At 69.5% G+C, this 18,825-nt stretch carries 18 protein-coding genes; 1 reads left to right on the plus strand and 17 read right to left on the minus strand.

All coding sequences use genetic code 11. From position 1 onward, the window contains the following. Window positions 1-19: 19 nt before the first annotated feature. From ACFFJD_RS01190 to rpmE, 11 genes are all read right to left on the minus strand, one after another. Window positions 20-835 (minus strand): F0F1 ATP synthase subunit delta, encoded by an 816-nt coding sequence (locus ACFFJD_RS01190; protein ID WP_382359686.1) that lies wholly within the window; start codon window positions 833-835, stop codon window positions 20-22. 102 nt (window positions 836-937) lie between these two features. Then, window positions 938-1,501, minus strand: a complete 564-nt coding sequence (locus ACFFJD_RS01195) for a F0F1 ATP synthase subunit B (protein WP_382359689.1) — start codon at window positions 1,499-1,501, stop codon at window positions 938-940. A 14-nt stretch (window positions 1,502-1,515) separates the two neighbouring features. Next, entirely contained in the window at window positions 1,516-1,764 is a 249-nt protein-coding gene (locus ACFFJD_RS01200) for an ATP synthase F0 subunit C (RefSeq protein WP_005937765.1), read from the minus strand. 102 nt (window positions 1,765-1,866) lie between these two features. Next, window positions 1,867-2,694 (minus strand): F0F1 ATP synthase subunit A, encoded by an 828-nt coding sequence (atpB, locus tag ACFFJD_RS01205; RefSeq protein ID WP_382359868.1) that lies wholly within the window; start codon window positions 2,692-2,694, stop codon window positions 1,867-1,869. Between the two features lie 244 nt (window positions 2,695-2,938). After that, window positions 2,939-3,442 carry a Cg1360 family ATP-synthase-associated protein gene (locus ACFFJD_RS01210; protein WP_382359692.1) on the minus strand — a complete coding sequence of 168 codons (504 nt, stop codon included), beginning with the start codon at window positions 3,440-3,442 and terminating at the stop codon, window positions 2,939-2,941. A gap of 9 nt (window positions 3,443-3,451) precedes the next feature. Continuing rightward, entirely contained in the window at window positions 3,452-4,630 is a 1,179-nt protein-coding gene (locus tag ACFFJD_RS01215; protein ID WP_382359695.1) for a glycosyltransferase family 4 protein, read from the minus strand. Window positions 4,631-4,640: 10 nt separating this feature from the next. Then, a complete protein-coding gene (gene glyA / locus ACFFJD_RS01220) occupies window positions 4,641-5,876 on the minus strand; it encodes a serine hydroxymethyltransferase (protein WP_382359698.1) in 1,236 nt (411 codons plus the stop codon). Further along, the gene (locus ACFFJD_RS01225) at window positions 5,873-6,532 is read right to left on the minus strand and encodes an L-threonylcarbamoyladenylate synthase (RefSeq protein ID WP_382359701.1); all 660 of its coding nucleotides are present in this window, start codon (window positions 6,530-6,532) and stop codon (window positions 5,873-5,875) included. The genes glyA and ACFFJD_RS01225 overlap by 4 nt, the downstream gene beginning before the upstream one ends. Next, on the minus strand, window positions 6,529-7,437 hold the full coding sequence (prmC, locus tag ACFFJD_RS01230; RefSeq protein WP_382359704.1) for a peptide chain release factor N(5)-glutamine methyltransferase: 909 nt from the start codon (window positions 7,435-7,437) through the stop codon (window positions 6,529-6,531). The genes ACFFJD_RS01225 and prmC overlap by 4 nt, the downstream gene beginning before the upstream one ends. Further along, on the minus strand, window positions 7,434-8,507 hold the full coding sequence (prfA, locus tag ACFFJD_RS01235; RefSeq protein WP_382359707.1) for a peptide chain release factor 1: 1,074 nt from the start codon (window positions 8,505-8,507) through the stop codon (window positions 7,434-7,436). The genes prmC and prfA overlap by 4 nt, the downstream gene beginning before the upstream one ends. A gap of 166 nt (window positions 8,508-8,673) precedes the next feature. Further along, window positions 8,674-8,886: a 50S ribosomal protein L31 gene (gene rpmE / locus ACFFJD_RS01240; protein ID WP_382359710.1), complete on the minus strand. Its 213-nt coding sequence runs from the start codon at window positions 8,884-8,886 to the stop codon at window positions 8,674-8,676. 202 nt (window positions 8,887-9,088) lie between these two features. On the opposite strand from rpmE, the gene ACFFJD_RS01245 reads away from it, so the two are divergent. Beyond that, on the plus strand, window positions 9,089-10,264 hold the full coding sequence (locus ACFFJD_RS01245; RefSeq protein ID WP_382359713.1) for a diflavin oxidoreductase: 1,176 nt from the start codon (window positions 9,089-9,091) through the stop codon (window positions 10,262-10,264). Here the strand turns inward: ACFFJD_RS01245 and rho are convergent. From rho to argS, 6 genes are all read right to left on the minus strand, one after another. Then, window positions 10,261-12,138: a transcription termination factor Rho gene (gene rho / locus ACFFJD_RS01250; protein ID WP_382359716.1), complete on the minus strand. Its 1,878-nt coding sequence runs from the start codon at window positions 12,136-12,138 to the stop codon at window positions 10,261-10,263. The two genes, ACFFJD_RS01245 and rho, sit on opposite strands and share 4 nt — an antisense overlap. Window positions 12,139-12,351: 213 nt before the next feature. After that, entirely contained in the window at window positions 12,352-13,308 is a 957-nt protein-coding gene (thrB, locus tag ACFFJD_RS01255; protein ID WP_382359719.1) for a homoserine kinase, read from the minus strand. A 9-nt stretch (window positions 13,309-13,317) separates the two neighbouring features. After that, the gene (gene thrC, locus ACFFJD_RS01260; RefSeq protein ID WP_382359722.1) at window positions 13,318-14,403 is read right to left on the minus strand and encodes a threonine synthase; all 1,086 of its coding nucleotides are present in this window, start codon (window positions 14,401-14,403) and stop codon (window positions 13,318-13,320) included. Next, complete coding sequence (locus tag ACFFJD_RS01265) at window positions 14,396-15,709, minus strand: homoserine dehydrogenase (RefSeq protein WP_382359725.1); 1,314 nt, start codon at window positions 15,707-15,709, stop codon at window positions 14,396-14,398. The genes thrC and ACFFJD_RS01265 overlap by 8 nt, the downstream gene beginning before the upstream one ends. After that, window positions 15,702-17,123, minus strand: a complete 1,422-nt coding sequence (lysA, locus tag ACFFJD_RS01270; protein ID WP_382359728.1) for a diaminopimelate decarboxylase — start codon at window positions 17,121-17,123, stop codon at window positions 15,702-15,704. Before lysA ends, ACFFJD_RS01265 begins: the two co-directional genes overlap by 8 nt. 10 nt (window positions 17,124-17,133) lie before the next feature. Next, window positions 17,134-18,786: an arginine--tRNA ligase gene (argS, locus tag ACFFJD_RS01275; protein ID WP_382359731.1), complete on the minus strand. Its 1,653-nt coding sequence runs from the start codon at window positions 18,784-18,786 to the stop codon at window positions 17,134-17,136. Window positions 18,787-18,825 lie beyond the last annotated feature (39 nt).

Consider the following 18,825-nt stretch of genomic DNA (forward strand, 5'->3'; position numbering starts at 1 on the left):
ATCGTTGTTGCTTGGGTGGTCACCGCAGGCCGCGGCGCAGGGCCGCGAGCTTGCCGGCGATACTGCCGTCGATACGTTCGTCGCCGACACGGACGACGACGCCGCCGAGCAGCTCCGGGTCGATCTCGACGTGCAGGGTGACCTGCGCGCCGTAGATGCCCGACAGCTTGTCGGCCAGATCGGTCCGCTGCGCAGCGGACAGTTCGCCGGCGGAGGTGACGTAGGCGACCTTGCGGCCGTTGGCGCCGGCGGCGAGCCCGGAGAGCTCGTCGATGACATCACCCGGCGCTTCGGTGCTGGTGACGACTGCCTGCACGGCCAGACGACGAGTGACCTCGTCGACCTTGCCGTCGATCAGCCGACCGAGGAGCGCTGCGCGATCGGCTTCCGGCCGCGTGCGGTCGGAGAGCGCCTGCTCGAGCTCGGTGTTCTCCTTGACGGTCCGGCCGAGCAGGAACAGCTCTTCCTCGACCGTGTCCAGGCGACCGTCGGACTTCGCCGAGGCCAGCATGGCTTCGCGGCCCAGCTCCTGCAGTGCCGAAGCCAGGTCGGTGTCTCGGGACCAGTGGCGCGCGGTGGCCGAAGCCACCGTGGTGCGCGTGACCTCGGAGACCTTGCCCGCGAGCAGGTCGCGAGCGATGTCGGCGCGGGCCGCGGTCGGCGTGGCCGAGTCGGCCAGAGCAGTACGCAGCGCACGATTGTCGGACACGGTCTGGGCGAACGAGAGCAACTCGTCACCGATGGTGACCGCCTCCGCGCTCGGAAGTCCGCGCAGGGCGGCTTCCAGCTCGACGCGGGCGCCTTCGAGGGCTTCGCGGCTTGACGCTGCGTACATCTACCTACATTCCTTCTAGTGGCATGGCACGACGGAGACGGTCGCAGGTTCGGCGAAGATCTCTCCGCCGACCTGCACCTGACTCCGTCATCATCGGAACTCTTACTTCGCGGCCTGATCGGCGACGTCGTCGAGCTCCGCGAGGAACCGATTGACGGTGCCGGCCTGCTTGGTGCCGTCGGACAGCTCGGTGGCGACCAGCTTCTCAGCGAGGTCGACCGACAGGCGGCCCACGTCGCTGCGCAGCTCGGAAACGATCTGCTGACGCTGAGCGGCCAGCTGAGCAGCGCCGTTGGCGATGATCCGATCACTTTCCGCGGTGGCCTGGGTCTTCATGTCCGCGATGATCTGCGTGCCCTGCTGGCGCGCCTCGTCACGGATACCAGCGGCTTCCTCACGGGCACCGGCCAGCTGTTCGCGGTAGGCGGCGAGCGAAGCGTTGGCTTCGGCCTGTGCGGCCTCGGCACGCTCGATGCCACCCTCGATGGTCTCTCGACGCTCATCCAGCACCTTCTGGTAACGCGGAATCACGTACTTCCAGAAGACGAAGAGGACGACGGCGAAGGCGACCAACGACCAGATGATGTCGTACCACGCCGGCAACAGCGGGTTCAGATCCTCTGTGGCTTCCTCAGCGAGGAAGTACACGTCAGTGGTGTTGATCATGTCTATGGCTCAGATCAGAAGATGAAGCCGACGACGATACCGATCAGCGCCAGTGCCTCGGAGAGTGCGATACCCAGGAACATGGTGGTGCGGATCTGGCCGGCGAGCTCGGGCTGGCGGGCGATACCTTCGATGGCCTTGCCGGCCACGATGCCCACGCCGATGCCCGGGCCGATGGCGGCCAGGCCGTAACCGATGGCACCGAAGCCGGAACCTTCGAAGGTGGTGGTGGTGTCGGCGAGAGTCTGGGCGATGTAGCTCATCTTTTCGATTCCCTTTTCTTTCTTGGTGGCTCCCCGCCCGGGCGGACGAGTGAGTCAGATCTATGGGTCAGGCGGACTGCTCGGGTTGAGCAGTCGGGGGGGTCAGTGCTGGTCCGCGTGCAGCGACTGGTCGATGTAGACCGCCGTCAGCAGCGCGAAGATGTAGGCCTGCAGGCCGATGACCAGCAGCTCGAAGAAGGTGAAGCCGACGCCCGCCAGCAGGGCGAAGGGTGCGAAGACAACGTGCCAGGTTCCGCTGAACAGGAAGTACTGGGTGGCCGCGAAGAACAGCACCAGCATGATGTGACCGGCCAGCATGTTGGCCATGAGTCGGATGGTCAGCGTGAACGGACGCAGGATGAAGGTCGAGATGAACTCGATCGGGATCAGCAGCGGCTGGATGGCCAGCGGGACGCCGGGCAGCACGATCGAGGACTTGATGAAGCCGAAGAAGCCGTACTTGGCGATACCGACCCACAGGTAGGTGATGTAGGCGACGCCGGCCATGACCAGCGGCATGCCGATACGAGCGTTCGAGGAGATGTTCAGGAACGGCACGATCGACGAGAGGTTCAGGAAGATCGTCGCGAAGAAGATCGAGGCGATGATCGCCAGGAACCGGCGGCCGTTCTCCTTGCCCAGGATCTCTTCGGCGATGTTGATCCGCACGAAGTCGATCATCGACTCGGCCACGTTCTGCACGCCGCGCGGGATCAGCTTGGCGCTGCGGAGGGCCAGCGCGAAGAAGGCTGCCACCAGAACCGAGATGACGACGCGCATGATCGTGATGCGGTTCAGCTCGAAAACGGTGCCCTCGAACAGGACCGCAGGCGGGAAGAAGTCCTTCAGGCTCGGCGTATGGAACTCTTCGGCGGCGAGGAGCAGACCGTGCTCATTGAGCTGGGTCGCAGTGGCCAGGATGACGCTCAGCGTTCTCTCCCGTGTTCGGGACCGAGGAGCCCCGTGGACTCCCGGTTCGATCGGCTATCGGTGCGGGCACAGTGCGGCGGCAGCGCCTTTCGGCGTTGCGTTCGCAGTAGTCGTGCGTGCAGAACTTTATCAAGGTGGGGGCCCCTCGAACCAATCAGGTCCCCCCGACAGGGGGGTTCCACGGCCCCACGACCTCCTACTATCTGAGGTAGTAGCAGGTCAGCACCCGGAACTATGGTACTCATCACTTCCCGGCGGGGGGTGAGTCTTCGCCGACGCCGGCCTCAGAGGATTCCGGTTCGACGTACGGGGCGTTGGTGCTCATGACGCCCCAGACCTCGGAGCCGAGCACCGCCACGATGGCACCGATGAGCATGCTGACCAGTGCGCCCTTGGAGTAGAAGTCCATATTCGCGAGCACGGCCATCACCACCAGCACCACGACCATCTTGATGAACCACGACCCCATGACCGTGGCCATGGTGATCGACGGGGACATCTTGGCGGTCGCCATGATCGAGACGACGGTCAACAGAATGAAGCTGCCGCCCACGCCGGCGCCGATGAGGACGCCCCACACCCCGGGCAGGCCGTCGAGCGGCCACCAGATGACCAGGCCGATCAGGGTGAGCGCCAACAGACCGAGGAGGCCGAAACGCAGGCCGTTCTTGAGGGGGGCCAACGAGTCGTAGACGGTTTCGGCTACGTCGTCGGAGAGGGGAAGCGGGTTCTCGGCGTTGTCGGTCACCCGCCAAGGCTAGCGAGTGGCGAGCCTGCGACTCAACCGAGGAGCGAAGGTGGCGGCCAGGGCGATCACCAGGCCGACGGCGAAGAAGGGTGCCACCGCGAGCGGCGAGAACAAGGTGCAGGCCGCCACCGAGAGGGCCAGGACGCTGACCCAGAGGTAGATCAGCAGGGCCACCCGGCGAGCGGAGTGCCCGAGTTCGAGGAGCTTGTGGTGCAGGTGCATCTTGTCCGGCGTGGCGAAGCTGACTCCGGCGCGGGTGCGGCGGATCACCGCCAGGACCATGTCCAGCAGCGGGATGAACACCACGGCGGCCACCAGGATCAGCGGCGACAGCAGCGTGAACATGTCGGCGGTGCCGTAGGCGCTCAGGGCCGGACGGCCCGACGCACTGGTCGACGCGGCCGCCAGCATCAGGCCGATCAGCATGGCGCCGGAGTCGCCCATGAAGATCCGGGCGGGCGAGAAGTTGTGCGGCAGGAAGCCCAGGCAGGCACCGGCCAGGGCGGTGGTGATGAGCGCCGGCGAGTAGTAGTTCACGTCGCCGCCCTGATCGTGCAGCAGGCCCAGCGAGAAGATGAGGATCGCGATGGACGCGATCAGCCCCAGTCCGGCGGCGAGTCCGTCCAGTCCGTCGACGAAGTTGATCGCATTGATGGTGGTGACGGTGATGACCACGGTCAACAGGCCCGCCTGCAGCGGATCGAGGACCACGGTGCCGATGTCGGCGAAGGGCACGTAGACCACGTACCAACTCACGCCCATCACCACCAGCACGCCGGCCGCGGTGATCTGGCCGACGAACTTGGTGAGCGCGTCCAGCCCCCACCGGTCGTCGATCACCCCGACCAGCACGATCACCAGCCCCGCGGTGATCACCGCGATCATGTCCGGGGTGTAGGCGAAACCGCGGTTGAGGGCGGGCAGCTGTGCGGCCAGCGCGATGGCGCAGACCACGCCGAGGTACATGCCCACTCCCCCGAGCCTCGGCGTCGGGATCGAGTGCACGTCGCGTTCGCGCGGGACGGCCACCGCCCCGGCACGGACCGCGAAGACCCGGACCAGTGCGGTGAGGAGGTAGGTGATGCCGGCGGCCGTGAGGCCGACGAGAGCGAGCTCGCGCAGCGGCACACCGGCGCCGCCCACGGAATCCAGCGCGAGCAGCCCCACGCCGCTTCCCGATCCAGTCACGCCAGCCAGGCTACTCGGCACGCAACGCCGCGAGTTCGCGCGCCACCGCGGTGTGTCGCGCGGCGTCGTCGACCGGCGCCGACAGCGCCGTGACCATCAGTTCGGCGACGGCGGGCACCTGATCGGCGCGCAGCCCCTCGGCCACCGCGGCGGCGGTGCCGAAGCGGATCGCCGAGCCCTCGGTCACCGGGGCGGTGTCGAACGGGGTGACGGCCTTGTCGACGATGATGCCGCTCGCCGCCAGCCGCGCCGTGGCCTCCCGGCCGGTCAAGCCCAGGCCGCTCACATCGAGAATGCCCAGGTGGGTGTCGGTGCCGCCGCCGACCGGGCGCAGGCCGCGTTCGGCGAGCACCCCCACCAGGTCGCGCGCCGTCGCGGCCACCCGACCCGCATAGTCGCGGAAGGCGGGCGTGGCCGTTTCGGCGAAGGCGACGGCCTTGGCGGCGACGGAGTGCATCGCCGGTGCGCCCTGCAGGAACGGGAACACCGCGCGGTTGAGGGCTTCGGCGTGCTCCGCGCGGGCCAGCAGCAGGCCGCCGCGCGGACCGCGGATCACTTTGTTGGTGGCCACCGTCACCACGTCGGCGTACGGGACCGGCGAGTCGAGCACGCCGCCCGCGGCCAGTCCGGCCAGGTGCGCGGCATCCACCCACAGGATGCACCCGGCCTCGTCGGCGATCGCCCGCAGCCGCGGCAGATCCCAGGTGCGGGTGTAGGAGGTGCCGCCGGCCACCAGCACGCGCGGGCGGTGAATCATCGCCAGGTCGTGCAGCTTGTCGTAGTCCACCTGCTCGGTGTCCGGCCGGACGCCGTAGTTCACCACGGTGAACCAGCGGCCCGACGAGTTGGCCCGCGAGCCGTGCGTCTGGTGCCCGCCGTGCCGCAGGCTCAGCGACAGCAGCGGGTCGCCGGGCTTGGCGAAGGCGGCCAGCACGGCCAGGTTGGCCAGCACCCAGGACAGCGGCTGCACGTTGACGTACTCCGCACCGAAGAGCGTGCGGGCCCGGGCACGGGCGAGCTCCTCGACCTCGTCGACCACCTCGCAGCCGCCGTGGAAACGGCGGCCCGGGTAGCCCTCGGCGTACTTGTCCGAGAGCACCGAGGCCATGGCGGCCCGCACCGCGGGGGTGGCCACCGATTCCGCGGCGAGCAGTTGCAGCCCGGCATCGCGACGCGCTTGCTCGCGGCCGATCAGCGCGGCCAGCTCCGGGTCGGCGGCGGCCAGCGCCTCGCGCGGATCGTTCACGGCCGCCTCCGCAGGTCGGCCGCATCCAGGTCGAGGGCTTCGGCGAGAGCGTCGACGGGTACCGCGCCTTCGCGCAACACCACCGGATGCTCCCCGGTCAGGTCGACGATGGTGGAGGCCACCGCGTGCTCGGCCGGTCCCCCGTCCAGGTACACCGCGACGGAGTCACCGAGTTGAGCGCGGGCCTGCTCCACCGTGGCGGCCGGGGCACTGCCGGAGACGTTGGCACTGGAGACGGCCATCGGCCCCACCTCGCGCAACACCTCGATCGCCACCGGATGCAGGGGCATGCGCAGCATCACGGTCCCGTCGGTGTCGCCCAGATCCCAGGCCAGCGACGGCGCCTGCTCCACCACCAGACTCAGCCCGCCCGGCCAGAACGACTGCACCAGCTCGCGTGCGGCCGGACTGACCCGCTGCACCAGCCCGTCGACGGTGTGCCACGAGCCGACCAGCACCGGCACCGGCATGTCCCGACCGCGGTGCTTGGCGGCCAGCAGCGCGCTGACGGCCTCGGAGTCGAAGGCATCGCAGCCGAGCCCGTACAGGGTGTCGGTGGGCAGCACCACCAGTCGTCCCGCGCGCGCCGCGCCTACCGCGGCGTGCAGGCCGGCGGCTCGTTCGTGCGGGTCACTGCAGTCGTAGACGGCGCTCACGCTGTCCATCCTTTCACGGGTGCGGCATGCGTTCGGCGCGCGGTGACATAACGCGGCCGACCGGTCAGATCCCGCTGTCCGACGATCTCGGTGAATCGGTCGGCGGCGGCGAACGCGTCGATCGTCTGCGCCGCGGTGGTGTCGTCGTGCTCCACCGCCACCACCCCGCCCGGACGCAGCCCCTGCGCGAGCAGCGGAACGAGTTCGACGATCAGATCCATGCCCGACTCACCGGAGAAGACCGCCTCGGCCGGGTCGTGCTCCACTTCCGGGGAGACCGGTGCCGCGGCCGGCACGTACGGCGGATTGCAGACGATCACGTCGGCCGCGGGCAGTGCGGCCCACACGGCCGGATCGGTCACATCGCCGGCGATCACGCGTACTCGCTCCGCGACCGCCTCCGGCTGCGCGGCGACGTTGCCGCGCAGATACTCCAGGGCCGCCGCGGAACGCTCCACCGCGACCACCTGTGCGGCGGGCACGGCGACGGCGATCGCCAGGGCGAGGGCGCCACTGCCCGAGCACAGGTCGACGACGCGGACCGCCCGACCGCCCTCGGCGGCGTCGGCGCACGCGCGCACGGCCCACTCGACGAGCAGTTCGGTCTCCGGGCGCGGCACGAAGACGCCGGGCCCCACCGCCAGCTCCACGCCGGCGAACGACGCCTGGGCGGTCAGATGCTGCAGCGGGATCCGCTCGGCGCGGCGGGCGATGAGCGCGTCGTACTCGGCCCGCTGAGCCGCGGTCGGGTCGTCGGCCAGGATCAATCGCCCGGGCTCCACCTGCAGAACGTGCGCGAGCAGCCAGGACGCGTCGGCGGCCGCCGAATCGATGCCTGCGGCCGCGAGCCGGGCCGCTCCCCCGGCGCGCAGGGCCGTGGCCGAGACGCCCGAGGGAGTCGTCACTGCTCCTCGAGGCGCGCCTGCTTGTCGGCCTCCACCAGCGCGTCGAGCAGAGCGTCCATCTCGCCGGCCAGCACCGCGTCCAGGTTGTTGGCCTTGAACCCGATGCGGTGATCGGAGATGCGGTTCTCCGGGAAGTTGTAGGTGCGGATGCGCTCGGAGCGGTCCACGGTGCGGATCTGCGCGGCGCGCCCGGCCGCGGCCTCGGCGGCCTTCTCCTCGTCCGCGGCGGCCTGCAGCCGCGCGGCGAGCACCTGCATGGCGCGGGCCTTGTTCTGGATCTGCGACCGCTCGTTTTGGCAGGTGACCACGATGCCGGTCGGCAGGTGCGTCAGGCGCACCGCCGAGTCGGTGGTGTTCACGCCCTGCCCGCCCTTGCCGGAGCTGCGGTAGACGTCCACCCGGAGATCGGAGTCGTCGATCTGGATCTCGGGGACCTCGTCGGGCTCGGGATAGATCAGCACCCCGGCCGCGGACGTGTGGATCCGGCCCTGCGACTCGGTCACCGGCACGCGCTGGACCCGGTGCACGCCGCCCTCGAACTTCAGGCGGGACCAGACCCCGTCCCGCGACGCTTCGCGCGCCTTGATCGAGATCGTGGCGTCCTTGTAGCCGCCGAGATCGGATTCGGTGACGCCCAGCACGCTGGTCTTCCAGCCGCGACGCTCGCAGTACTTCAGATACATCCGCACCAGGTCGGCGGCGAACAGGGCCGACTCCTCGCCGCCGGCACCGGACTTCACCTCCAGCACCACGTCGTCGCCGTCGTGCGGATCGCGCGGGGCCAGCAGATCGGTCAGCGTCGCATCCAGGCTCGCCACCTCCGATTCCAGCGCCGGCACCTCCGCGGCGAAGCCCGCATCGGCCTCGGCCAGTTCCTGCGCGACGGCCAGATCCTCGCGCGCCGCGGTCAGCCGGGTGTACGCGGCCATCACCGGGCCGAGCTCCGCGAAGCGCTTACCCACCCGGCGGGCGTTGTCCGGATCGTCGTGCAGCGACGGATCCGACAGCTGCGCCTCCAGTCCCGCGTATTCGGCGAGGATGTCGTCGATCGCCGTAGCCTGCCTGCTCACGTGTGCTGCGCTCCTGAACTCGGCCCTGGGGAATTCTGATGGGGGGGACTTCTGATGGGGGGACTTCTGATGGGGGGGACCCTGCGGGGAACCGGGCGGTGGACCCGGAAACGAACGACGCCCGGCCAGCGATCGCGAAGATCGTGAGCCGGGCGTCGTGGGAAAGCTACTTCTGGCGCTTGCCGTACCGCTTCTCGAAGCGGGCGACGCGGCCACCGGTGTCGAGGATCTTCTGCTTGCCGGTGTAGAACGGGTGGCACTGCGAGCAGACTTCCACGCTGATCCGACCGCCCTTGGCGGTGCTGCGGGTCTCGAAGGTGTTGCCGCAACCGCAGACGACGGTGGTCGCCTCGTACTGGGGGTGAATGTCTTGCTTCATGGGGGTCCTTAATGTTCGTGGCCGCCGGGTCATCGGTGCGAAGGCGCCGATGTGAACCGGAACCGGACTGACCGGTCGATTATTCCACAGGTGCTGGGCGCGTGCTAAATCACTGTCCGCGACGATAACGTCGCGGCCGGTCGCCGCCGATTATTCTAGTAGAGCATCCCCGTCCCTCACTCGTCCCAGGAGTCCGTCTTCGATGACCCCCACCACCGCCACCGCTGACCGTCCGGCGCGTAAGCCTCGCTGGTCACGACGTAATCCGTACGCTGCGCGGGTCATCGAGAACAATCTGCTGACGGCACCCACGAGCGGTAAGGAGGTGCACCACCTGGTGCTCGACATCTCCGATGCCGGCCTGGACTACCAGCCCGGCGATGCGGTCTCGGTGCTGCCGCGCAACGCACCCGACCTGGTCGCCGCCATCATCGACCGCCTCGGCGTCCCGGGCGACACCGAGCTCACCGACCGCAAGGGCACCCAGACGCTCACCACCGCGCTGACCCACGGTTTCGAGATCACGTCGGTCTCCCAGTACCTGCTCGACCACCTGGCCACCGCGCTCGACAACGAGGTCGCCCGCGAGCTGCTCGCCGGCGATCGCGCCGACCTGGAGGCGTGGGCGCGGGGACGCGATGTGCTCGATCTGCTCGCCCTGGAGCCGGACTGGTTCCCCACCCCGGAGGCGCTGCTGGCCGAACTGCGGCCGCTGACCGCGCGCACCTACTCGATCTCGTCGGCGCCGAGCGTGCACGACGGCACCCTGCATCTGACGCCCGCGACGATCCGCCATTTGGCCACCGAGGACTGGGGCGCGGGCCGCGACCGCGGCGGCGCCGCGTCGACCTACCTGGCCGACCGGGTCGAGCCCGGCGACACCGTCGGGATCTACCTGACGCCGAACAAGAACTTCCGCCTGCCCGAGCCGGACACCGACATCATCATGATCGGCCCGGGCACCGGCATCGCGCCGTTCCGCGGTTTCCTGCACGAGCGGGCGCAGGACGGCGGCAGCGGCCGCAACTGGCTGTTCCACGGAGCGCGGCACCGCGACCAGGACTTCCTGTACCGCGAGGAGATCTCGGCGCTGCACGCCGACGGCGTGCTGGACCGCCTGGACGTGGCCTTCTCCCGCGAGCAGGAGGAGAAGGTGTACGTCCAACACCTGATGGACGGGCACGGCACCGACATCTACCACTGGCTGCGCGACGGTGCGGTGCTGTACGTCTGCGGCGACGCGAATTCGATGGCGCAGAGCGTCGACGACGCCTTGACCGGCATCGTCGCCGCCCACGAGGATCTAGACGAAGAAGCTGCCCGTGCGCGCCTAGACGAACTACGCGCGCAGGGCCGCTACCTCCGGGATGTCTACTAGTCCTGGTCCAGCGAACCGGGTGCGGTCTTCTGCACCTGCATGAGGAATTCGACGTTGTTGCGCGTCTTCTTCAGCTGCGACAGCAGCAGGTCGATCGCCTGCTGGCTGTCCAGGCCGCTGAGCAGCCGGCGCAGCTTGTGCATGATCGCGAACTCCTCGGGCGAGAGCAGCAGCTCGTCCTTGCGCGTACCCGACGGGTTCACGTCGACGGCCGGGAAGATGCGCCGTTCGGAGATCTTGCGATCGAGCTTGAGCTCGGCGTTGCCGGTGCCCTTGAACTCCTCGAAGATCACCGTGTCACCGGTGGACCCGGTCTCGACCATCGCGGTGGCGATGATGGTGAGCGAGCCACCGTTCTCGATGTTGCGGGCGGCGCCGAGGAATCGCTTGGGCGGGTACAGCGCCGTCGAATCGACACCACCGGACAGGATGCGGCCCGACGCCGGGGAGGCGTTGTTGTAGGCGCGGCCCAGTCGGGTGATCGAGTCGAGGAGCACCACGACGTCCTTGCCCTGCTCCACCAGCCGCTTGGCGCGCTCGATGGCGAGCTCGGCGACCGTGGTGTGATCGGACGGCGGACGGTCGAAGGTCGAGGCGATGACCTCACCCTTCACCGAACGCTGCATGTCGGTCACTTCTTCGGGCCGCTCGTCCACGAGGACCACCATCAGGTGGCATTCGGGATTGTTGGTGGTGATCGCGTTGGCGATGTCCTGCAGGATCGTGGTCTTACCCGCCTTGGGCGGCGAGACGATCAGCGCGCGCTGTCCCTTGCCGATAGGCATGATCAAGTCGATCACGCGGGTCGAGATGCGATCGGGCGTGGTCTCCAGACGCAGCCGCTGGTTGGGGTACAGCGGCGTCAGCTTGTTGAAGTCCGGCCGCTTGCGCGACTGCTCCGGATCGCCGCCGTTGACCGTGTCCAGGCGCACCATCGGGTTGAACTTCTGCCGCTGGTTGCTCTGCTGGTTGTCACCGGTCTCGCGCGGCACCTTGACCGCACCGGTGATCGCATCGCCGCGGCGCAGGCCGTAGCGACGAACCATGTTCATCGACACGTAGACGTCGTTGGGGCCGGGCAGGTAGCCGGAGGTCCGGACGAACGCGTAGTTGTCCAGGACGTCGAGGATGCCGGCGACGGGTGCGACGACGTCGCCCTCGTTCAGCTGCGGCTCGGCGTGATCGCCGCCCCGTTCGCGACCGCGCCGGTTGCGCTCGCGCACGCGCCGCCCGCGGCGACGGCCGCCGCCGTCGCCGTCATCGTCGGACTGGTGATCCTGGTTGCGCTGACCGCCGCGATTGCCGGCCGCGCGATTGCCCTGGTTGCCCTGGTCCCCGGCGTTCTTGTCGCCCTGGTTCCGGTCGCCCTGGTTGCGGTCGCCCTGATTGCGGTCGCCGCTGTTCCTGTCGTTCCGGTTGCGGCGGTTGCGGCCGCCCTCGGACTGCTGCTGGTCGCCCTGCTCGCCCGACTGGCCGCCGTTGCGGGCCTGGCCCTCGGTGCGCGCCTCCCGCTGGGGAGCGTCGGTCTTGGCAGCCTCGGTCTTGGGCGCCTCGTTCTTGGCAGCCTCGTTCTTAGGCGCCTCGGCCTTCGGGGCTTCGGTCTTGGCGGCCTCGGTCTTGGGCGCCTCGGTCTTGGGCGCCTCGGTCTTGGGCGCCTCGGCCTTGGGGGCTTCGGCCTTGGGAGCGTCGGCCTTCGGGGCACGCCCGGCGCCTCCGCCCTGGTGCGTGCGGATGGCGTCGATCAGGTCGCCCTTGCGCATGCCCGAGGTGCCCTTGATGCCCAGCTCACCGGCCAGACCGCGCAACTGGGGCAGCAACATGGAGGAGAGACCACGCTTGGCGGCGTCGGGGGTGCTCAGGTCCGTATCGGTCACGGATGTCCTTTCGTTCCCTGCGGCAGATGCCGCGGGGACCACTGGAGACAGTGGTATGGAGGTTCTCAATGCTCTGCCGCGGCGAGAAGATTGCGACCTGTCCCGTACATCAACGGTTATTCCGAGAGAAAAGGACGGCCGCGTCGGTGGCTCGTGAAGAAGCGAGCGCAGAATTCTTCGCGGCGGAACGGCACCAGTGTAGCACCACCGTGGTCACGACAGGGTCGACACACCCTCGCCGATCGGCAGGCCGGTCATCACGAAACCGTGCTCGGCGGCCAGGGCCGCGTCCGCCTCGCCCAGTTCGGCGGTCCCCAGCACCAGCACCGCGGGTCCGGCGCCGGACACGGTGGCCGCATGGCCCCGGTCGCGCAGCGCCGTGACCAGGGCGTGCGTCTCCGGCAGCGCCGGGCCCCGGTAGTCCTGGTGCAGACGGTCCTCGGTGGCCGCGTACAGCAGATCCGGTTCCGCGGTGAGCGCCACCACGGCCAGGGCCGCACGGCTCACGTTGAAGACGGCGTCCCCGCGCGGCACCGCGTCGGGCAGCAGCCCGCGGGTGACCGACGTCGACGATTGGATCTCCGGCACGAAGGCGGTCGCGACCACGGCCGGGTGGGTGCTCACGCGGCGGGCGAAGTAGCCGCCGTCCTCGGTCATCCAGGTCACCACCGCACCGCCGAGCACACTGGCCGCGGCGTTGTCGGGGTGGCCTTCGAACTCGCCGGACAGCTGGACCAGCTCGTCCTCGGTGAGGCCCGGTCGTCGACCGTCGGCCTCGATCAGTGCCGACGCCGCGGCCAGACCGCCGACCACGGCGGCCGCCGACGAACCCAGTCCCCGCGAATGCGGAATCACGTTGACGCAGTTCAGGCGCAGACCCGTCGCCGACATGCCGGCGAACTCCAGTCCGCGCACCACCGCCCGCGCCACCAGGTGGCTGCCGTCCCGCGGCACCTCGTCGGCCGCCGCACCGGAGACCTCCACCACGATGTCGGCGGCGGTGGTCTCCACCGTGATCTCGTCATAGACGCCCAGCGCCAGGCCGAGGCAGTCGAAGCCCGGACCGAGATTGGCCGACGAGGCCGGGACGCGCACGGCGGTGCGCAGGCCGGTGGCCAGGCGCAGATCGGCGTCCGGCGCACCGACCCGGACCGCGGGAGAAGCACTCATCGGCGTCGACTACCCCACACCGAGGGCGTCGGCGACGGCCACCGGGTCCACCGGGATGGCCTGGACCTGCGGCATGTCCTTGAGCGCGGTGTCGGGATCCTTCAGGCCGTTGCCGGTGACGGTGCACACCACGAGCGAGCCGGGCTTGACCCAGCCCTCGGCGTGCGCGGCCAGCAGTCCGGCCACGCTGGCGGCCGAGGCCGGCTCCACGAACACGCCGACCTTGGCCGCGAGCAGCCGGTAGGCCTCCAGCAGCTTCTCGTCGGTGGCCGCGCGGAACTGACCGTTCGACTCGTCCTTGGCGGCGACCGCCTGATTCCAGCTGGCCGGCGCGCCGATGCGGATGGCGGTGGCGATGGTCTCCGGATTGGTCACCGGATGACCCAGGACCAGCGGGGCGGCGCCGGCGGCCTGCACGCCGAGCATGCGCGGCAGCGTGTCGATGATGCCGTCCGCGTGGTACTCGCGGTAGCCCTTCCAGTAGGCGGTGATGTTGCCCGCGTTGCCCACCGGCAGCGCGTGCACGTCGGGGGCGCGGCCCAGGACGTCGACGATCTCGAACGAGGCCGTCTTCTGCCCCTCGATGCGCGCCGGATTCACCGAGTTCACCAGTTCGATCTCGTTGAACTCGGAGGTCACCTTGCGGGCCAGTTCCAGGCAGTCGTCGAAGTTGCCCTGCACCTGGATCACCTTGGCGCCGTGCATCACGGCCTGGGCCAGCTTGCCCATGGCGATCTTGCCCTCGGGGATCAGCACGGCGCTGGTGATCCCGGCGCGGGTGGCGTACGCCGCGGCCGAGGCCGAGGTGTTGCCGGTGGAGGCGCACAGCACCGCGCGCTTGCCGTTGTTGACCGCCGTGGTGACGGCCATCGTCATGCCGCGGTCCTTGAACGACCCGGTCGGGTTGAGGCCCTCCACCTTCAGGTACACCTCGCACCCGGTGAGCTCACCGAGGTACGGGGCGGAGATCAGCGGGGTGCCGCCCTCGAGGAGGGTGACGATCTCCCAGTCGTCGCCGACCGGCATGCGATCGCGGTACGCCTCGATCAGTCCGGGCCAGCCGCGGTGCACGGGCGCATGAGTGTGATTAGTCATTGGTTCCCTCCAGGCGGAGCACGCTGGACACCTTGATCACGGAGTCCATCTGTTCAAGTGCGGCAACAGTTTCCGACTGTGCGCGGTCGGTGGCGCGATGCGTGACGACGATCAGGCGGGCTTCCTCGCCTGCGCCCTCCTGCCGGACGGCGGAGATGCTGACGCCCTGCTTGGCGAACTCGCCGGCGACCTGGGCGAGCACGCCCGGACGGTCGGCGACCCGCATCGACACGTAGTAGCGCGTCTGGGCCTCGTCGATCGAGGCGATCGGCAGCGACGCGTACGTCGACTCCAGCGGACCGCGGCCGCCGTTGACCCGGTTGCGCGCGGCCATCACCAGGTCGCCCATCACGGCGGCGGCGGTGGGTGCGCCACCGGCGCCCTGGCCGTAGAACATGAGGCGGCCGGCGTTCTCCGACTCCACCACCACGGCGTTGAAGGCGCCGTTGACGGTGGCCAGCGGGTGCTCGAGCGGAATCAGCGCCGGGTACACCCGCGCCGAGATCCGTTCGGCGCCGTCGGCGTCGGTCATCCGTTCGCAGATGGCGAGCAGCTTGACCGTGCAGTCGAACTTGGCGGCCGCGTCCAGGTCTGCCGGGGTGATGTCGGTGATGCCCTCGCGGTGCACGTCGTCGGCGGTCACCCGGCTGTGGAAGGCGATCGACGCGAGGATCGCGGCCTTGGCCGCGGCGTCGTAGCCTTCGACGTCCGCGGTCGGATCGGCCTCGGCGTAGCCCAGGCGACCGGCCTCGGCGAGGACGTCGTGGTAGTCGGCGCCGGTCTCGGCCATCTCCGAGAGGATGTAGTTGGTGGTGCCGTTGACGATGCCGGCCACCCGGTTCACCGAATCACCGGCCAGCGACTGCGTGAGCGGGCGGATCACCGGGATCGCACCGGCCACCGCCGCCTCGAAGTACAGGTCCACGCGATGACGCGCGGCGGCCTCGGAGAGCTCCCCGGCGTGCACCGCCATCAGCGCCTTGTTCGCGGTGATCACCGACTTCCCCGATTCCAGGGCGGCGCGGATCAGGGTGCGCGCCGGCTCGATGCCGCCGACCAGCTCCACCACGATGTCCACGTCGTCGCGGGCCACCAGGGCGGCCGCGTCGGTGGTCAGCAACGCCGGGTCGATCCCCGCACGGGTCTTCGCCGCATCGCGCACCGCCACGCCGCGCACCTGCACGGGGGCGCCGACACGGGAGCGAATGTCGTCGGCGCTCTCGGTGAGAATGCGCACCACCTCGGTGCCCACATTGCCCATTCCGAGAACAGCCACGCCGATCGGGCGTGCGCCGGTGTCACTCATTGCCTACCTCCAGGCTCAGGAAGTCCTCGACAGTCTCGCGTCGCAGAATGCGACGCGAGGTGCCCTCATTGACCGCGACCACCGCGGGTCGCGGCGCCATGTTGTACCGACTCGACATCGAATAGCAATAGGCGCCGGTGGCGCCCACCGCCAGCAGGTCGCCCGGCGCCAGATCCTCCGGCAGCCAGCAGTCCCGGATCACGATGTCGCCGCTCTCGCAGTGCTTGCCGACCACGCGGCACACCACCGCGCTGGCCGAGGATTCGCGCGAGGCGAGCCGCACGTCGTATTCGGCGTCGTAGAGCACCGTGCGGATGTTGTCGCTCATGCCGCCGTCGACGGACACGTAGCGGCGCACGGTCTTGCCGTCGAGCGCCACGTCCTTGATGGTGCCGACGCGGTACAGGGTGATTCCGGCCGGACCGGCGATCGCGCGGCCCGGCTCCACGGCGATCAGCGGCATGGGCAGCCCCAGGCGCGCCGACTCGCGCTCGACGATCGTGGCGAGCGAGTCGGCGAGGGCCTTGACCGGCGGCGGATCGTCGCTGGGGACGTAGGCGATGCCCAGTCCCCCACCGAGATCCAGCATGCGGATCTGACTGGTCTTGTCGACGCCGAACTCCTCGACCACCTCGGCGAGCAACGACAGCACGCGCTGGGCGGCCAGTTCGAACCCGTCGATCTCGAAGATCTGCGAACCGATGTGGCTGTGCAGCCCCACCAGACGCAGGTTCGCGGTGGCGAAGACGGCGCGGATGGCATTCATCGCGACGCCGCCGGCCAGCGCGAAGCCGAACTTCTGGTCCTCGTGCGCGGTGGAGATGAACTCGTGCGTGTGCGCCTCCACGCCGGGCGTCACGCGCACCAGCACCTCGGCCACCACGCCCCGTTCACCGGCCAGCCGGTCCAGGCGCTCGATCTCGATCATCGAGTCGAGAATGATGTGTCCGACGCCCGCGGCGAGGGCGGCGTCGAGTTCGGCTTCGCTCTTGTTGTTGCCGTGCAGCGCGATGCGCTCGGCCGGGAAGCCCGCGTGCAACGCGATGGCGAGTTCGTCGCCGGTGCACACGTCCAGGGAGAGCCCCTCGGACTGCACCCACTTGGCCACCTGGACCGAGAGGAACGCCTTCGAGGCGTAGTGCACGCGGCCGTACGGGCCGAAGGCGGCCTGCATGTCGGCGCAGCGCGAGCGGAAGTCGGCCTCGTCGTAGACGAACAGCGGCGTGCCGTAGTCCTGCGCGAGCCGATCGGCCGTCACACCGGCCACCTCGAGGACGCCGTCGGCGTTCCGGGAAGCGTTGCGCGGGAAGACGTTTGCGGGAATCTCGGCCATCGCTTCGGGCGAACTCGGCCGCTCCGCGAGATGCGGAGCAGCGAGGATCTCGGCGTGCCGGGGGCCTGCGGGGTGAGCCATGAGTGTTCCCTTACATCCGTTCCGGGGCGCCGATGCCGACCAGCTCGAGTCCGTTGGACAACACCTGGCGGGTGGCATCGCACAGGGCGAGACGGGCGGCGTGCACGTCGGAGGCCTCCTCGTCGCCCTGCGGAAGCACCCGGCAGTGGGCGTAGAAGCGATGGTACGAACCGGCCAGCGACTCCAGGTACCGCGGAATCCGATGCGGCTCACGCAGTTCCGCCGCGGTGGCGACCACCTCGCCGAAGTCGCCGAGCGTGCGGATCAACTCGCCCTCGGCTGGATCGGTCAGCAGGTCCAGGTGCGCCTGGTCGGCGCGCAGACCGTGCTCGGCGGCGTTGCGGGCCAGTGCGCACAGCCGCGCGTGGGCGTACTGCACGTAGTAGACGGGGTTGTCCGAGGACTGCTTGCGCAGCAGGTCGATGTCGATGTCGATGTTGACGTCGATCGACGAGCGGATCAGCGCGTAGCGGGCCGCGTCGACGCCGACGGCCTCAACGAGGTCGTCGAGGGTGATCACGGTGCCGGCGCGCTTGCTCATCCGGACCGGCTTGCCGTCGCGGACCAGGTTCACCATCTGACCGATGAGGACCTCGACGTGCTCGGCGTCGTAGCCGAGCGCGGCGGCGGCGGCCTTGAGCCGCACCACGTAGCCGTGGTGGTCGGCGCCGAGCATGTAGATCAGGTGGTTGAAGCCGCGGTCGTGCTTGTCCTTGAGGTAGGCGATGTCGCCGGCGATGTAGGCGGCGTTGCCGTCGCTCTTGAGCACCACGCGGTCCTTGTCGTCGCCGTAGTTGGTCGATCGCAGCCACCAGGCGCCGTCGGCCTCGTACAGGTTGTCGCTGGCCTTGAGCTCGGCGATCGCCGCCTCCACCAGGCCGCGGTCGAACATCGAGTTCTCGTGGGTGTAGACGTCGAACACGGTGCCGAAGTCGCTCAGCGTGCTCTTGATGTGGGTGAACATCAGGTCCACACCGATGGAGCGGAAGGTCTCCAGGCGCTCGTCCTCGGGCAGGCTCAGCACGTCCGGCACCGCCGCGACCACCTGGTCGGCGATCTCGGAGATGTAGTCCCCGGCGTACCCGTCCTCGGGGGCCGGGGCGCCGGAGGACGCGGCCTCGAGCGACCGCGCGAAGCGGGTGATCTGCTCACCGTGGTCGTTGAAGTAGTACTCGCGGGTCACCGCGGCACCGCGAGCGGCCAGCACGCGGCCCAGCGCGTCGCCGACGGCCGCCCACCGGGTGCCGCCCAGGTGGATCGGCCCAGTCGGGTTCGCCGAGACGAACTCCAGGTTCACCACGGCCGTGCTCAGTTCGTCGCCGCGGCCGTAGGCGCGGCCCTGCTCCAAGATGGTGGCGACCGTGGCGTTCTGCGCCGCCGCGGCCAGGCGCAGGTTCACAAAACCCGGTCCGGCCAGATCGGCGTCGGCGATGCCTTCGGAGGCGCGCAACTCCTCGACCAGCCAGCCGGCCAGCTCGCGCGGGTTCACCCCGGCGCGCTTGCCCACCTGAAGCGCGATGTTGGTCGCGTAGTCGCCGTGCTCGGGGTTGCGCGGACGCTCCACCACCACAGTGTCGGGCACCAGCGAAACGTCCAGGTCACGCGCGGAGAACACGGCCAGCGTCGCGGTACGGATCAAGGCAGCCAAATCGGTGGGGGTCACGGCTCCCCATCCTATTGTTTGCCCCCGGCCCGGCGATAA

The organism is Gordonia phosphorivorans (assembly GCF_042432625.1).
In the GTDB taxonomy this organism is placed as follows: Bacteria; Actinomycetota; Actinomycetes; order Mycobacteriales; family Mycobacteriaceae; genus Gordonia; species Gordonia phosphorivorans.

Bases quoted from the DNA above. Each gene is read 5' to 3' on its own strand.
- ACFFJD_RS01190 (WP_382359686.1), bottom strand. From the start codon at position 835: ATGTACGCAGCGTCAAGCCGCGAAGCCCTCGAAGGCGCCCGCGTCGAG.
- ACFFJD_RS01195 (WP_382359689.1), bottom strand. From the start codon at position 1,501: ATGATCAACACCACTGACGTGTACTTCCTCGCTGAGGAAGCCACAGAG.
- ACFFJD_RS01200 (WP_005937765.1), bottom strand. From the start codon at position 1,764: ATGAGCTACATCGCCCAGACTCTCGCCGACACCACCACCACCTTCGAA.
- rpmE (WP_382359710.1), bottom strand. From the start codon at position 8,886: ATGAAGCAAGACATTCACCCCCAGTACGAGGCGACCACCGTCGTCTGC.
- ACFFJD_RS01245 (WP_382359713.1), top strand. From the start codon at position 9,089: ATGACCCCCACCACCGCCACCGCTGACCGTCCGGCGCGTAAGCCTCGC.
- thrB (WP_382359719.1), bottom strand. From the start codon at position 13,308: ATGAGTGCTTCTCCCGCGGTCCGGGTCGGTGCGCCGGACGCCGATCTG.
- thrC (WP_382359722.1), bottom strand. From the start codon at position 14,403: ATGACTAATCACACTCATGCGCCCGTGCACCGCGGCTGGCCCGGACTG.
- ACFFJD_RS01265 (WP_382359725.1), bottom strand. From the start codon at position 15,709: ATGAGTGACACCGGCGCACGCCCGATCGGCGTGGCTGTTCTCGGAATG.
- lysA (WP_382359728.1), bottom strand. From the start codon at position 17,123: ATGGCTCACCCCGCAGGCCCCCGGCACGCCGAGATCCTCGCTGCTCCG.